Origin of the sequence: Ruminococcus flavefaciens (assembly GCF_900116855.1) — a bacterium.
GTDB classification, from domain to species: domain Bacteria; phylum Bacillota; class Clostridia; order Oscillospirales; family Ruminococcaceae; genus Ruminococcus; species Ruminococcus flavefaciens_R.
The window spans coordinates 46,221-63,082 of the sequence record NZ_UETD01000016.1 but is presented as its reverse complement, the minus strand read 5'-3'; the positions used below and the strand labels follow the sequence as shown (position 1 = coordinate 63,082).

The window sequence follows — 16,862 nt, the reverse complement described above, 5'->3', positions numbered from 1 at the left end:
ACTGATATCAATGTTATGAGAGTAGCTTCTAGAAAGGCTATAGGTGGTCATGATGTTCCAGAGAATAAAATTAGAGAACGCTATGATAGATGTCTTAAGTTGCTCCCTCGGTTTGTAAATGTTTGTGATGTTTGCTCTAGCTATGATAATTCGTTAGATGAACCATTTTGTATTTATAAAAAGCATCACGGAGATATAATACAACTAAATGATGTGTGGTCAAGTGAAAGTATTATCAAGCTTATTCGTGGAATATAGTTTGAGCTATGTATTAGTAGTTTGATAAACAAGATTAGATTCAATTGTGTTATCGACAAACAGACTTCATTTGGTATAAAACACTAACAGTGGTAGAGCACTCGGCTGTTAACCGAGTTGTCGCCCGTTCGAGCCGGGCAGGGGGAGCCAAAAAAGCGTCTGCAATAGCGGGCGCTTTTGTTTTGATATATAAAAGGCAGCTTCAAAGAGCTGCCTGTTTTGTTATTCAAATTTTCCCATCGTTACCAGTCTTGCGGTGAACATCTTGCATTTGGGACAGAATGTGATGGAGCCTCTTGTTTTTCTCAGCATAGAGGAGTGGCAGGAGGGGCACTCGTGGCGGAACTCCACCGACATGGTAAATTCCTTCCTGTTCATGAACATCTCCTTGGCGATCTGCACGGAGAACTGCCTGCAATCCATGCACTGATACAGCTCTGTATCGCAGTTTATGTATATTTTGTCCCTCTCGTTTCTGACGAGCTGGCGTATGCTTTCGCCGTATTTGCCGTAGAGAGCGGCGCTTCTGAGCTCTTCTTCTGCTTCTTCGGTACGTTTTTTGTAGTCCTTGGTCATTAGCCTGCCGCCTACGAAGTATTCTTCCTCAAAGCCGCATTCATCGCATTTATACTTATATGATGTACCCATAGTCACCACTCCTTTCGTGTATTCTTTTATATTAACACAGTCTCAGAAAAAAATCAAGTATAATATGTTGACTTTGATGACAAAATATGTTGTAATAAATAGTTTTCTGTATTATTTTCAGAAGCTGTTGATTTTTCTGATCAACTATGATATAATAAATATAACAATATATATAAAAAATTAATGAGGTGATGAAATGGAGATCAGACACATTAACGGAAACGATAACTTTCAGGAAATAAGAGAAATATACGAAAAGAGCTGGCAGTTCGCGTATAAGGGCATTATACCGCAGGACTACCTTGATAATATACCAAAGTCCAAATGGGGCGGAAATATACTTAAAAACGGCAGAACGGAGATAGCTGCATTTGATAACGGCAGGGCTGTTGGTACTGCAAGCTTTTGTTCGTCACGTTGGGAGAAGTTTGCCAGCTGCGGCGAGATCGTTACCATCTATCTGCTTCCCGAGTATATGGGCAAGGGTATTGGGGCAATGCTTCTGAAAGAGTGCATCGATGAGCTTGAGCTGCTGGGCTTTACAACTATACTTATATGGGTCCTCGAGGACAACTTCAGAGCCCGCAGATTTTACGAGAAGCATGGCTTTATAAAGACCGAAGAGTATATGAACGACGTTATCGGGGGCAAGGAGCTCCGCGAAGTCATGTATCTGAGGAGAAAGTGACATGGCAGCTAACGGGAATGAGAAAAACGCAAGAAAGACGCATAAGTTTCTTATAATTCTTCTGCTTATCGGAGCGGTGGCTGTTTCTGCGATGGCGCTTGCAGTGCTGAATTCTATCTATAGGAAGCAGTTTAGTTCCTACGTCCACTCGTTAAACGCGGGGGCTGCCAGCGCTTTCAAGGCCATGGAGCTATCAGATGAATTTACTGTTATTTTAAACGGTACTGAAGAAGGTGTGGACCGTTTCATTTACGGTGACCGATCTGTTGATGGTTCTTATGTCGCATATCAGGGAGCCTTTATAGCGAAGGATATGCTGATTTTCGGTGAGCCCTATAGCGAGCCTTCCACCTACTGGGCTGCAAGAGTCGTTGATAAAAAGGTTATGGAGGTCTGGTTCTCGGAATTTCCTCTCGGTCAGAAGGATCTGCATACATATTCTTTCGATGAGCAGATGGCTGAATATCGCTTTTTGCAAAAATTTAGAGAGTCCGGAGCAGTCGGTTATTACAGGGCTGAAAATACGGTTTGATAGTCCGCGAATATGAACAAAACATGAACAAATCCATGCATTTCACGCTAAAAAACTACATTTCATGCACAAACTATTGCATTTTCTTTGATAATATATTATCATATTATACGTTGCTTGTGATGAGCAGCAAAAGAAAATACTTTAGTTGTACCCCCTTAATAAAAAATCTCAGAAATAAAAACAGTAACATCCTAACCAATCTATCCCCTTGTATGACTATTGTATTTCTGCTTCCACAAAGGGGACTCCTCTCCTTTGTGTTTCCTCACTTGAAAAACAGACTCTGCCGCGGGTCTGTTTTTTACTTTAGTTCAATACCTTTTGCTTAAAGCTACCGGATGGCTGTATGCGCTCCCGGAGCTTTTTTCTTAGCAATACAGTTTGTTCCACAAATTTTTCTTGTCGCCCCATGCGTTAGGAGCAATAATTGTGCGACTTCCATAAACTGTGCTGCCCATGGTTGTACAAAAGGTAATTCTTTATTCTAAACCACTGTTTTTTCTTGAAAAGCCAGCGGAAAAGTGATATAATATCATTGGATAACCATGCGATTTTGGTCTCTTTTGTATATAGAAAGGAGGAGGAAAATGACACCGAAAAAACGTATTCTTCTAATGCTCTCCGCAGGTGTTCTGCTGCTTATAGCGGCTATGTCCGCAATGCTTTCCTCGTCCGATGATATAACGAACCGATTTCAGCCCGGCAGGTTCGATATAGTTCTTGAGGAGCCTCACTGGACTCCCGACCATGACAGCGTCGTTCCCAATGAGGAGCTCCCTAAAGACCCGCAGGTCCGCAACAAGGGCGAAGTTGACGCATTTGTTTTCGTTGAGGTGACTGTGCCGTACTATGACGAGCTAATTACCGAGAGCCTTGACGGTACGGGTGCAGCTAAACTTTCTCTCCCTGTGGTGAAATTCGTGTGCAGCGGCAAAGAGCCTGCTTTCGACAGCACCGCAACACCTGCACAGACAGTCAGCGACGGCTGGCTGGAGCTAAGCGGAAGTCCCTCGAAGGACGAGGAGAACAAAACCTTCACTTATACCTACGCCTATGTGGGAGCCGACCCGGATTCCATGGAGGCTGTTCCTCCCGAGGCGGTAACGGGTCAGCTCTTTGACAGCATAAAGTTCTGCAATGCCCGTGAGAGCATTTCCGACACAGAGCCCTTTATCGAGAACAGGTCTGTAAATGTAATGGTTTCCGCTCGTGGGATACAGACGGAATACCTGAAGTCCGATTCAGAAACAGAGACCGATCCCGAAAAGGTCTGGCAGGTGCTCAACGGACTCGGTGATGGAACATGATGGAGGAAAAAAAGCAGGGGCTTTCCCTTATGAGCATCATAAGGCGTATATATGACATTATAGCTACACTGATCATAGCTCTTGCGGCTATAGTCGCTGTGCTGTGGATATGCGGCATACGTCCCTACGCTGTGATTTCGGGCTCGATGGAGCCTGCTATCCATGTGGGCAGCGTTTGTATAGTCGATCAGCACGCTTCCTTCAAGGATGTGGCAAAGAACGACATAATCGCTTTTAAAGCAGGCAGCGATACACTCGTGACACACAGGGCTGTCAGTATAACGCCCGATGGCATAGTCACCAAGGGCGACGCCAACAACACCGAGGACTCAGCTCTCGTCACAGATGAAAACTTTGTGGGGAGGACAGTGTTCTCCATACCAAAGATTGGTTATATTATCAGATTTGTACACACTCGCCGAGGACTGATAACAGCGGCGGCAGTACTGGCGGCATTCATACTTTTCGGTGCCGCTGTCTCCGAAAAAAAGGAGAAAAAGAAGAAATAACAGGGGGTGAAAGGCATATGGATAAGAAAAAGCTCATAGCTGCTGCCGCAGCAGGTTCTTTGCTGGTGCTGTGCAGCCTTGCCGTTGCCTACTTCACCGATTACGATACTAAAAACAACGTTTTCACTGTGGGTAACGTTTCACTGGAGCTCAATGAGGAGCACTTCACCGACGGACAGCTTGCCCGTGCAGACGTGAAGCTGGATAAGGACCCCACCGTGAAGAATACGGGAGTAAACGACGAGTTCGTTTTCCTTGAGGTAAAGGTGCCTAAGGGGGAGATAACCCTGCTTGGCAGCGACGGAAAGCCCTCGGCGGCTAAGTCCTTGCAGGAGCTTTTCAGCTTCTTCGGCGGCAGCGGAGCACAGACTGTCAGCGGCAGTGATAATTTCGCATATAACAGCAGCACCTCCTCATCCGACGGCTGGGTATTCCTTGAAAAGACCTCAGCCGAAAAGGAGGACACTTACGTTTTCGGATACAGCTCCGCGCTCTCATCGGGAGATGAGACCATAAGCCTTTTCGATAAATTCGCACTCAGAAAGTTCATCGAGGAGGAGATAGAGGGCGGTACAAAGCTGAAGATACCCGTAAATGCCTACGGGATACAGGCAGACAGTCTCGACGGAGTCAGCGGACTTCCCGAGAGCGGCAGCCTTTCGGAACAAAATCTCAGGGACATATTTGAGATATGCAGAAACAAACAGAACTGAGCGGAGGCGGGATATGAAAAAAAGAAAAGTCTTAACGGGCTCGGCTGTTCTGCTCGCCGTGCTTGCGGCGGCAGGGGGCATTATGGCATATCTCGGAGCTTCCGACGATGCCGAGAATACCGTGGAGGTCGCCCACGACAAGATAACGGTCACGGAGAACTTTCCGAAGCCTTCCGACCTTTCAAGCAATTCCAACAACTATTATACCAAGGAGGTCGCTGTCGCCAATACGGGCAATGTGGACTGCTATGTGAGAGTTTACGCGGACTTTCCCGACTCCCGCACAGCAGCAGAGTCATATTACTCCGCAGACGGCGTGAACTATTACAGCGCCGTAAGGGACGCGGAGCTTTCAGGGGATACACAGACCGATGACAACGGCAGGACGCTCCACACGCAGAGCTTTGTGAATATGCTCAACAGTCGGGACGGAGAATGGATATTCGTCCCCGATGACGACAGCAGCGAAAAGCTCAGAGGATATTTCTATTATAAGGAACCCGTGAAGGTAGGGGAGAGTACTCCCGACCTGTTCACGAATGTAATGATAAAGACAGGGGAGGCTCCCGAGTCCCTTGACCTTGTGGTCTATGCGGAATCGGTGGACTGCGTATATGAGGAAAGCGGTCAGGCAAAGACTTACGCGGACTATGCCTCCGCATGGAATGCCTTCCTGAATTGAAGGTGAATTATCTCTCGAAGGGAGGGAGAAGATTGACTGCTAACAGAAGAAATGTATTTTTCAGATTTATAGCGCTTATGCTGAGCATTGCTGTGATGCTGGGGAGCAGCTCCGTCATGGAGGCTGTAAACGGCTTTGCAGAGGAGCTTTCCGATGAGGGAGAGAAGTATTCCGCATCACTGACATGGCGTAAGGAGGACAACTCGGGCAACGCCGAGAACCCTTATGTCATCTATGATGAGGAGAGCAGGCGCGATTATATCTATCTGGGAATAAATATAAAGAACGCCAATTCAATGAGCCTTATGCCGGGAGAATTCACGCTGAATATCTCCAGCCTTGCAGGGCTCAGGCGTGACGGCAGACTGTTCCTTGCGGTCGATGACCCTGTTTTCGCCGAGAACTGGGAGGTCGTAAGCATGGCTGCTGACGGCAGCAGCTACGTTCTTGTGAACAAGAGACCTATAACCAAGCAGGTGCTCTCGACTCTCCACTGGGAGATAAATTCCCGTGACGCAGTGGCTCTTGAGGAGGGCGACGACGAGACCTTGCAGCACTTCATGAGGACTATAAGCGCTGACTATGAGATAAACAGGTATAGCAGAGACTCCTACGGTCAGCTCCTTGACGAGGACGGAAATGTCATAGACGAGGACGGCTATCTAAGAGACGCCGACGGAAGATATGCACGCAAGGACGAAAACGGCGTGCTGCTTGGGATCATTCCCGATAATGAGGACGATCCGCGGAACGGTCTCCTCATAGACAGCGACGGCTACTACCGCGACAGCAGCGGCAACAGACTTTTCAAAAACTCAGACGGCGATTACATAAGAGTTGACGAAAACGGAGAGCCTCTGGACGGGCCCGTTATGGGTACGCCCGTTTCCGGTTCAGCACAGTACGGAGTTCCCGTGCTGGCTTATGACGGAGAGCCTGTGGCTACAAATACCCTCGACTTCGAGTACTTCTCAAAGCATGACGAAGTCGATATAGAAGTAAGCGGCAGGGAGGTCACAGCTCTCGAGGCTGAGGACCTTAACAATAAGTACTCATGGTACAACTTCAATGTAAAGCTCAATCAGGAGAAGAACGCAAGAGGAGTTCATGACTCCGATCTGTTCATAGCCCTTGATCTTCCCGAGGGAGTTACTCCCTCCGATGTGTCTGTTCTTGACAGGAACGGCAATCCCGTTACCCTGACAACTCAGGTGATAAACGGCGTGGAGCGGCTGGGCTTCTACGAATACAAGAACAGAAAAGGCGATATAAACAGTTATTCCGCAAACTATCGCGTTGGCGTACTCAGGAGCAAGATAACCGACGAGCCCGAGGACAATATCCTCAGGTTCACAGGCGTATCAAGAGTTCTCTACAATGACGAGAAGGAGTCGGAGTACAAGGACGATACCGCCAAGACTGCATTTGAGTCGGGGGATATCGACGAGGGAACTGTTATTTCCGTACCCGATTACGGCGATCAGTTCTATGACCCCGAGCATATAGCATTTGACAAGAGCAACGGCTCAAAGTATGAAAACGGCAATCATACAGACCCCGGTACAAATACGGCAAAGAAGCTCCTTTCGGGAAATCTTTTCAACGGACAGGTAGTGACCTACGATCTGGGAGTTTCCGTGAAGAAGACCACCGCGAGAAAGGGCGCTCCCGCAATGGCGGTGACCTCAGCCGATATGGTAAGGAAGGCTGTCAGCGGAGACATAAGCTATGGCGGCGAGACCATTCCCGACAGCACAAGATATGACCTTGTTGTGGGCGATGATACTCTCGGACTGGCATACGCTTCGGGCGAGGAGCCGAGAGTGCTGGACAAGGGCGAGTACACCATACTCAATGTAGTCATACCTGCCGGCATATTCCATGCAAGTGATGCTCCCGACGGCGAATACAGCGAGGGCGACGGCTATGACTATGAGCTTTACGTCAGCAATGACGGCGGCGAGACCTTTGCAAAGACTGCGGAGGGCGTCACATCAAAGACCGCAGCCCAGACCGTCAGTGTGGGCGGCGATGCATTCTATCTCGTCATAAAGGACCTCGACAAGGTAGTGGACAACAAGAAGTTCAGGACCAATATAAAATTCACTCTCGATCCCGACAAGGAAGAAAATCAGATACTCCTCAGAAGCGACAGCACCTTTGAGGAGTCGGCTGCAAGAGTAGTCAACTACGGCTATATGCAGATGATATACGAGAAGGACGGAAGGCTCTATGACCTTGCGGCAGGAACAGAACGTTACAGCAACAGCGTAAACGGCAATTCTGTCATTGAGGATACGGTCAACAGCCGCACAGGCGACCTTGAAAGCGGAGCCTATCTCCGCAGGAGCTATTCCAACGTCTATCTGAGGACGGACGTTACCGAGCTTACCTCGCGCACCGAGTTCACAACTCCTCTTGCAAGAGGAAGACACTGGGACGATGATACAGCAGGCAGCATGGACAGATGGTACGGTACAGTCACCACCAAGGGCACTCTTGTTTCCGAGAATCCCGGTACACTGAAGAAGTTCACTGTCAGCGCAGCGCTGCCAAAGTACCTTGAGCTGAGGGACCCGACTCTGGCTTCCGTCAGGGAGTCCATGGTATTCTCGGGTACCGACTTCGGCAACAAGGCTGCATTCAGCGCAGACATACTCACCAGCGAGAATACCACATTCAGGCTGGTGGAGAATGCCGACGGCACCAAGACCATAGAGGTGGACTTTGACTTTACGGGAAATCCTCTCCTTGCAAGCGCACTGACATCAGTGGAGTTCAGCTATGACGTTTACGCAGAGGACGATAATCCTTATATAAACAGGGGAAATCCGTTCAGAGTCAATTCGTTCACAAGGCTGGGAGATCAGGGCAGAAAGGTCACAGTGGGCTCAGGCTGGAACAACGGAAGCCTTCTTGACAGCAGGACAGTCACCTCTCGCGCCGACAGCTACATCGGTACTACCGATATCGTAATGCGTACAGAGCTTGACAAGAGAGTGCTCACTGAATTCAGCAGCGGACTCTATGTACACAGCTCAATGGTGCGCGGAAGCACTGAGGAAAACCCGTCGGATTATACATACAGACTGGGATTCCATATTTACGGAAGCGAGAACGGCTCACTGAAAGAAGCTGTGCTCATAGACAGGCTCGAGGATCACAGGAAAAACGGTGATCCCGATTCGGGATACAATACCCAGTGGCGCGGTACTCTCAGATATGTGGATATCGGAGAGGCATACGATAAGATGGGAATGCCCGAAAATGCAAGAGTATACTATACCACGGACGAGAATGCATATATCACCGACAGAGCAATGACCTCGGAGCAGGCAGCTGATATGACAGCTCACCTTGACGCTGCAAACGGCTGGAAGCTCATGGAGAGCAGCGACAGCAGGATATGGACTGTTCCCGACAGCGAGACAGAGGACGTTTACGCCATAGCTGCTGTGCTCATAACCTCGGCTGACACCAAGGCTTCCATGGACAGCATAGGCGGCGGATATGTGTTCAACTCGGCTGTTTATGTAAATATGGAGGCACCCGAGGCGTCTGATGAGACCATCAGCCGTATGGCTGTAAACAGCTTCTCGGCTATGACTACCATCGATGCTTTCGAGGAGGGCACCTCCGATGATTACGGCTATGACGACAGCAACGAGACTTATGTCACCCTTCTTAATTCATTGAAGATCAAGAAGGTGGACTATGACAACCGCAGCAAGGGTCTGAGCGGTGCCAAGTTTGAGGTGCTGACATTCAATACTCCAAAGACTATGGCGGAGTATAACGCCGACAATGACAGCTTCAGACTCGACGAGATAGGGGCTGTTCAATATACGGTGTTCGATGAGAATACCTATACTTACAGCAGAAAGGTGATTTCAGAGCTTGAGGTTGACCCCAAGGGCATCATTGAGCTCAATCTCCCTCCCGGATTTTACTTCATCAGGGAGACAGAGACTCCCAAGGGCTATGACGGAGACTGTGAGCTCTACTACCTTATCTATTTTGACGATAAGGGGAGAGCAACACTGAAGAATACTTATGACATCACCGAGGACGATATGCTGGAGGAGTTCAGCAGCGGTGCAATGCTGGTGGACGACACAGACGGCGTTCAGGGACTTATAAGCGTAAGAAACAGAGCGAATACATTTGGCAAGGCGGAATTTACCAAAGAAGACTCAGACTCAGGCAAGGCGCTTGAGGGCGCGGAGTTCAGACTCATGCGCTATGACGACAACGGCGAGCTCCAGACAGTGGGTGTCAGATACGATAATTCTGACAGATCGTATCACTGCGACGAGAACGGCACGGATACCATAACCTCCGACGAGGATGGCAGATTTGCTGTCTCAGGTCTCACGGTGGGCACATATGCCCTTGAGGAGACAAAGGTGCCCACAGGTTATTCCGAGCCTGACAGCTTTACGGCTTTTCAGGTGAGACTGGGCAACATCGGCGCAGACGGTATGGTTGATCTTACAGACGAGGGACAGCTCAGGGATGTTTCCGTTATAGGCAACAAAGAGATACGCTCGGAGCTCAGACTGGTAAAGCACGACGAGAACGAACCCGATCAGGAGAAAAATCTTGCGGGCGCAAGATATTCGCTGTATCAGCTTAAAGATATCTCGGAGTTCAGCGACTTCACCGATGAGGAAGCCTTCCTTGCGGCAGCCAAGTCCGAGATATACGGCTGGGACGGCAAGAAAACGCTCACATACTGGACAAAGACAAACAAGGAGCTCATTACAGACGCTTCCGGAGCAGGCACTATCGACGAGGTGCTGTTCGGCACATATTTCCTTTATGAGGAGCTCGCTCCCTCGGGATACAAGAGAAACAATAACAGAAACGGCTACATCAGCAGCGATGCCTTTGTGGATGAGGGCATATTCACCGTCAGCGCAGAGAGCGCTGCGAGCCACGCCAATGCAGCCGACAAGACCTTCTCGGTAACTCATAACGACGTCCGCAAGAAGGGAAAGGCACAGATACAGAAGCTCAGCGCAGCCGACGGGACTCCTCTCGCAGGAGCACGGTTCGCACTGCTGAAAAAGCTGGGTGATACACAAAATCCTCCTCCGCTGAGCAATTACGATCAGCTGGCGGACAAGGACAGCTACGACACGGTCATCTACCACAGCGGTTCATACGACTTCCCCACAGACAGCGACGGCTGGACAAAGGTCATAGACAATCTGGACTGGGGCACATACTACTTCAAGGAGATAAGTGCTCCCATAGGCTTTGAGCTCAGCAGCGAGACAAGAGAGTTCAGGATAAGCGCAAAGACCTCAGGCTCGGTAAACCGTCTCTTTATGGACGACGATCCCAAGAGCGGAAGTGCTGTGCTTGAGAAGTACGAAAAGGACAGACCCGAGGTAAAGCTTGCAGGGGCGAAGTTCGGACTGCTCCGTAAGCTTGCAGACGGCACATCAAAGCGCTGCAGCGTCATACTCAGCGGCGGTGTTTACAGAATTGCCGACAGCACAGATGCAGGAGCGGTCACAGAGCTTATCACAGATGCTGACGGAAAGATCAGCGTTGAGGGGCTTGAGTGGGGCACCTATGAGTTCATCGAGACAGAGCCTCCTCAGGGCTATGCGGCAGCGGTAGTTGACAGCTTCACTGTTGACAGAGACAGCTGCGGTTCGCAGATATACCGCAAGTGCGAGGAGCCCAGAGCAAAGGCGAATATCCTCATAGACAAGGTGCTTCCCGAGGGCGTGGACTACTCCGACGCATTCGGAACTCCCACATTCATATTCAGGATAACCGAGATCAACAGTATGACAGATCATACTCCGAAGGCGAACGGAATGACCTATACCGAGTTCATGAGCTTTGCCGAAGGTGATACCGAGGGACATACATCGGTATCTGTTGCACAGGGCGTCTATATGATCGAGGAGGTAAGCGTTTCACGCTATGAATTCATGCAGCTCAGGACAGTGGACAGCGACACCAATATCAGCAGCTATTCACCTGCTGCGGGAACTGCTCAGACAGACTCAAAGATCGCCTATTGCGACCTGCGTGAGGAGCCCGGCAGCGATACTGTCCCACAGTACAGAGCTGAATACAGCAACAAGATAGAGCGCTATGACACCCTCAGCCACGTTACGGCGGCGCAGAACCGCTTCCCTGCGGCAAACAGGTACATCACGGGACTGAGAGCTGTTTACGACGGATTTGTACCCGTTTCGGGCGCCGAAACATCAACATACAGAATACCTCTTGATGATATCGTCATCAGCCGCACGGACAGCAAGGACGAGACAGAGATACTCACCGCCGCGCAGAAGGCTGCCCTGACCTATACGGGCAATGACGGATACAGCGTTCAGCTGGTGAATGACGGCGGCACATATTATCTTGAGGTGCCCAACACCAAGGACTACAGCCTTGCAGGCAGGAGCATAACGGTCACTGACGGAACAAACGGCATAGCCGCGGAGCTCCAGATAAGCTACGAGGGCGCAAAGTCCGATATAAAGAAGTATGTGACTCTGAGACAGGACAGTGACAACTGTTCCGTATTCGGTGAGGATGAGACCTCAGCTGACGTTATATTCACAAAGAGCGCTGATACGGGAGATATCACAAGCAATATGTCCGATCCCGGGAACAAGCTGAATATCATCGCTCCGGGATACAAGTTCATGTACTGGCAGTACGAGGACGAGGACGGACAGCTCACCGACATGATATTCAATAATGAGCAGGAGATACAGGACTTCATATTCAGCAGCGAAAACGAGGGTGTCTCCACTTTCACCTTTGTGGCTCAGCTGGAATACGTTCCGAGAACTATGGCAAAGTTCCTTGTGGGAAGCAATAACGGATTTGACAACAAGTCAAAGAACCAGAACGGTGCAGATATAAAGAGCAGGATGAGCTGGCTCTGTGCAAGAGACGATGATTCTACTTATACTTCCAGTCTTGATCCTGAGCAGTCAGGTGTAAGAAAGGGTTATGCTATAGACTGGCGCCTTGCTTCTATACAGCACTGCACTGAGAGCGATTATCAGAGAGACCTTGCTAATGGTCTTATTTACAGAGAAGTATATCTGTCGCCTGCTGAGGGAGCGGCAGACTACGATCCCGAGTATCCTGTTCCAGTAAAGGGTTATACAGTACTTGATCCCGCAACGGATATGTATACACTGTATATCTTTACAGAAGGAATAGATTCAAAGATACTGTTGCCTTCAAATTGTTACAACATGTTCATAAAGGTAAGAAAGATCAAGGATCTTTCGGGACTTGAATACTGGGATACCTCACAGGTGACCAATATGAAGCAAATGTTCAAGGATTTGGCATTGTATTCAAATACTACGGCAGATACTCCTATAGATATGACTCCCATACAGAACTGGGATACTTCCAGCGTTACAGATATGGAAGGAATGTTCTATAACTCTAATAGCCAAAGAGTTTACTATACAGGGTTTGATCTGAGCAACTGGGATCTTTCAAATGTAACGAAAATGAATGATATGTTCAGAGGCAGTTACAATACACATCTTTCTGAGATCATGTTCGGCGGAGAGCTTACCAATGTTCAGACCATGCAGAACATATTTAGTGGTGTTCAGGGGCAGGTCGATGCAGCTGCTCTCATAAGCACATGGAAGCTTAAGGGTTCAAGACTGCTGACTCAGGGCAATACCGCCAGAAGCACAGGCAAAACGGATATTGCAGGTACTTATACGACAGCTGACGGTGTTACGGTAACAATAAACAGCAGCGGTCAGATGAGTTTCAGCAATTACTGATCACTTACCCCCTCGGGAAACCGAGGGGGTGTTTTTCTTTTGGCTTGATTTTTGCGAGGATATATATTATTATATAGTAGGAGGTAAAGGATATGAGAGCTATTATACTTAATTCGGGCAGAGGCAGCCGCATGGGCAGCCTTACTGCCGCACAGCCGAAATGCATGACGGAGATATCTGACAGCGAGACTATACTCAGCCGTCAGCTCACAATGCTGGCAGAAGCAGGTATCACAGATGTTGTAATAACTACGGGGGCTTTCAGCGGCGAGCTGATCAGCTATTGCGATGATCTGGGACTTCCTCTTGATATAAAATTCGTACATAATCCCGATTTTGCACAGACCAATTACATATATTCGATCTTTCTTGCGGAGAAGCTTCTCCGCGGCGATGATGTCATACTTATGCACGGCGACCTTGTTTTTGAGAGAGCGGTTTTCGATGAGGTCGTCTCCTGCGACGGCAGCTGCATGGCGGTGAGCCTGTCGGCACAGCTCCCCGAGAAAGATTTCAAGGCGGTCATAGCTGACGGCAGAGTGAAAAAAGTGGGGATCGAGTTCTTTGGCAAGGGAGCTGCAGCGGCGCAGCCGCTGTACAGGCTCACCGCCCGTGAGTGGGAGCGGTGGCTTGACAGGATATGTGCATACTGTCAGAGCGGTGACTCCGAAAAGCGCCGCTGTTACGCGGAGAATGCCCTTAATGAAATAGTTATAAAGGACATTGCTCCCCTTGATACGGGAGAGCTGCTCTGCGCGGAGATAGATACTCCCGAGGATCTTGCAGCCGTAAAGGAAGCGCTGCGAAAGGCAGAGGAGAGAACGGTATATATGTGCTTTTCCACGGATATCATACACAGTGCCCACATAGCTATGGTGAAGCGCGCATCAAGGCTGGGAAAGCTAACCATTGGAGTGCTTTCCGATGAAGCCGTAGCAAGCTACAAGCGCTATCCGCTGCTGCCCTTTGAGGAGCGCAGGACCATGTTCGCCAATATCAAGGGAGTTGAACGGGCTGTTGAGCAGAGACAGCTGAGCTACAGAGAGAATATACTGAAATACCGTCCCGATATAGTGGTACACGGCGATGACTGGACAGAGGGCTTCCAGAAGCCCATCCGTGACGAGGTAAAAAAGCTTCTCGGCAGCTACGGCGGCAGACTGGTGGAGTACCCATACTCCAATGACAAGAAGTACAGAGAGCTTGACAAGAGAGCAAGGGCGGAGCTGTCTCTCCCCAACTTCCGACGGGGCAGGCTGAAAAAGCTCCTCGGCATGAAGAAGCCGGTCACAGCCATAGAAGCACACAGCGGACTTACGGGACTTATCGCCGAGAATACCGTGGTATATCAGAATGGCGGAGCACGGCAGTTCGACGCCATGTGGATAAGCTCCCTCTGCGACTCCACAGCCAAGGGAAAGCCCGATATAGAGCTTGTGGACATGACCAGCCGATACAGGACCATCGATGATATAATGGAGGTCACTACCAAGCCTATCATTTTCGACGGGGATACGGGCGGACTTACGGAGCATTTCGTCTACACCGTAAGGACACTTGAACGAATTGGCGTTTCCATGGTGATAATCGAGGACAAGACGGGACTGAAAAAGAACAGCCTTTTCGGCAACGAGGTGAAGCAGACACAAGCGGATATATCGTCATTCTGCGAGAAGATAAGGGCAGGCAAGAAGGCGCAGAAGACTGCCGACCTGATGATTTGCGCCAGAATAGAGAGCCTTATCCTCGAAAAGGGCATGGAGGACGCTCTTGAGCGAGCTTTCGCCTATACGGAGGCAGGTGCCGATGCCATAATGATACACAGCCGCAGCAAGAGTCCCGAGGAGGTCATGGAGTTCGCAGGGCGCTTCCGTGAAAAGGACAGCACCACGCCCCTTGTGGCAGTTCCCACATCATACAGCAGTGTTACCGAGGAGGAGCTGAGCGCCTGCGGCATAAACGTGGTGATATACGCAAATCAGCTGACACGGTCGGGCTTTCCTGCAATGCAGAGGGCGGCGCAGCTCATACTGGAAAACCACCGTGCAAGGGAGTGCGACGACATATGTTTGCCATTCCGCGAGATAATCAGGCTCATACCCGAGGAGGATTGACATGGACGCAAAAGCATTTATGGATATCATAGGCGCGGACTTCTACACAGGAGTCCCTGACAGCCTTTTAAAGCCCCTTTGCAGCTGCCTTGAGGACAGATGGGGCAACGACCCTCACCACCACCTTATCGCGGCAAATGAGGGCTGCTGTGCGGCTCTGGCGGCAGGCTATCACCTTGCAACGGGAAAGGTGCCCGTGGTGTATATGCAGAACTCGGGTGAGGGCAACATGATAAACCCTGCGGCTTCGCTGCTGAGCAGGGAGGTCTATGGCATACCCGTGCTGTTCATTATAGGCTGGAGGGGAGAGCCCGGGGTTCACGACGAGCCTCAGCACATATATCAGGGCAGAGTCACTCTGAAGCTCCTTGAGGTCATGGATATAGACTATTTCATCATGGACAGCTCCACCGCTGCCGAGGAGCTCGGTGCAGCTTTGGAGGGCTTCCGCGAGGTGTTCGCACAGGGCAGACAGGCTGCCATAGTGGTTCGCAAGGGAGCTCTTTCCTATGAGGGCGGAAGTAAACGCCGCAGAAAGGCTGCCATGCTCCGCGAGGAGGCTATACGCCGTATCACAGCAGTGTCGGGCGATGACCCTGTCATCTCCACTACAGGCAAGGCAAGCCGCGAGCTGTTCGAGCTCCGCGAGGGCGCTCATCAGGGACACCATCGCGATTTCCTCACCGTAGGCTCCATGGGGCACAGCTCCTCAATAGCTCTCGGAGCAGCCTTGCAGCAGCCCCATAAGCGCTTCTGGTGCATTGACGGCGACGGAGCAGCTCTCATGCACATGGGAGCACTGGCGGTCATAGGCACCACAGCTCCGCCAAATCTGGTGCATATAGTCATAAACAACGGAGCCCACGAGTCCGTGGGCGATATGCCCACTGCGGCGGCAAAGCTCAGGCTTGCGGATATAGCCGCCGCCTGCGGCTATCCCTACACCGTCACCGTGGACAGTCCTGAGGGGCTTGACAGAGAGCTTGCCGCCGCAAGGGACCGCGGACAGCTCAGTTTCATAGAGGTCATATGCGATGTGGGAGCCCGTCCGGAGCTGGGCAGACCTACCACCACCGCCATGGAAAATAAGCAGAGCTTCATGTCGTATTTGTAAAAAAAGCGCTGCACCGCGGATTACCGCAGTGCAGCGCTTTATTCGTATGTACATTTATTATCAGGCGTCGTAGTAGATAGAGCCGTCTTCAAGGCTCTGGAGTACGGTCGCACAGAGCTCCTTCCACTGTGCTACCTCAGCCTCATCGTAGGAGATGACCTTCTTAGCCCATGTGCTGCAGTGTGCACAAGCATTGGGAGCGGTCTGACCCTCTTCGAGGATGTCGTTAACACAGAGTGAATTTGCACAGTTGTTGTTATTGATGAAGTGCTCAAGGAAGCCGTCCAGCTTCTTGTTGTCAACATAGAGCTTGGGCAGGTGCATAGTTCTGCCGTATCTCATCATAGCCTCGGGCTTGAGCTTTTCCATCCATCTCATGATAGGAGCTCCGGGAGGAGGTCCAATAGGAGGCTCGCCGTTAGGACCGGGCTGTGCCCAGGGGGGAGGTCCACCTGCGCCTGTTGCCCAAGGGGGAGGTCCGCCTGCACCTGTTGCCCA

The 16,862-nt window shown here is 50.2% G+C and carries 10 protein-coding genes and 1 pseudogene; 9 read left to right on the top strand and 2 right to left on the bottom strand.

The features are described 5' to 3' along the window. Nucleotides 1–480 precede the first annotated feature (480 nt). The gene (locus DSZ37_RS15750; protein ID WP_109727820.1) at nt 481–906 is read right to left on the bottom strand and encodes a hypothetical protein; all 426 of its coding nucleotides are present in this window, start codon (nt 904–906) and stop codon (nt 481–483) included. 196 nt (nt 907–1,102) lie between these two features. Here DSZ37_RS15750 and DSZ37_RS15745 point away from each other — a divergent pair, with 196 nt between their 5' ends. The 9 genes from DSZ37_RS15745 to aepY all read left to right on the top strand — a co-directional run bounded on the left by DSZ37_RS15745 (nt 1,103) and on the right by aepY (nt 16,364). Continuing rightward, nucleotides 1,103–1,594, top strand: coding sequence for a GNAT family N-acetyltransferase (locus tag DSZ37_RS15745; protein ID WP_109727819.1), 492 nt, complete (start codon nt 1,103–1,105; stop codon nt 1,592–1,594). Nucleotide 1,595: 1 nt separating this feature from the next. Next, on the top strand, nt 1,596–2,126 hold the full coding sequence (locus tag DSZ37_RS15740; protein ID WP_109727818.1) for a hypothetical protein: 531 nt from the start codon (nt 1,596–1,598) through the stop codon (nt 2,124–2,126). Nucleotides 2,127–2,716: 590 nt separating this feature from the next. Then, the gene (locus DSZ37_RS15735; protein WP_146198206.1) at nt 2,717–3,436 is read left to right on the top strand and encodes a hypothetical protein; all 720 of its coding nucleotides are present in this window, start codon (nt 2,717–2,719) and stop codon (nt 3,434–3,436) included. After that, nucleotides 3,433–3,945, top strand: coding sequence for a signal peptidase I (locus DSZ37_RS15730; protein ID WP_109727816.1), 513 nt, complete (start codon nt 3,433–3,435; stop codon nt 3,943–3,945). Before DSZ37_RS15735 ends, DSZ37_RS15730 begins: the two co-directional genes overlap by 4 nt. Nucleotides 3,946–3,962: 17 nt before the next feature. Further along, nucleotides 3,963–4,658, top strand: a complete 696-nt coding sequence (locus DSZ37_RS15725) for a SipW-dependent-type signal peptide-containing protein (RefSeq protein ID WP_109727815.1) — start codon at nt 3,963–3,965, stop codon at nt 4,656–4,658. Between the two features lie 13 nt (nt 4,659–4,671). After that, the gene (locus DSZ37_RS15720; protein ID WP_109727814.1) at nt 4,672–5,340 is read left to right on the top strand and encodes a hypothetical protein; all 669 of its coding nucleotides are present in this window, start codon (nt 4,672–4,674) and stop codon (nt 5,338–5,340) included. 32 nt (nt 5,341–5,372) lie between these two features. After that, nucleotides 5,373–13,136, top strand: a complete 7,764-nt coding sequence (locus tag DSZ37_RS15715) for a SpaA isopeptide-forming pilin-related protein (RefSeq protein WP_181380342.1) — start codon at nt 5,373–5,375, stop codon at nt 13,134–13,136. Nucleotides 13,137–13,228: 92 nt separating this feature from the next. Further along, nucleotides 13,229–15,250 carry a phosphoenolpyruvate mutase gene (aepX, locus tag DSZ37_RS15710; protein WP_109727812.1) on the top strand — a complete coding sequence of 674 codons (2,022 nt, stop codon included), beginning with the start codon at nt 13,229–13,231 and terminating at the stop codon, nt 15,248–15,250. 1 nt (nt 15,251) lies between these two features. Then, nucleotides 15,252–16,364 (top strand): phosphonopyruvate decarboxylase, encoded by a 1,113-nt coding sequence (aepY, locus tag DSZ37_RS15705; protein WP_109727811.1) that lies wholly within the window; start codon nt 15,252–15,254, stop codon nt 16,362–16,364. A gap of 60 nt (nt 16,365–16,424) precedes the next feature. Here the strand turns inward: aepY and DSZ37_RS15700 are convergent. After that, nucleotides 16,425–16,862, bottom strand: a pseudogene (locus DSZ37_RS15700) (hypothetical protein); the annotation flags it as partial.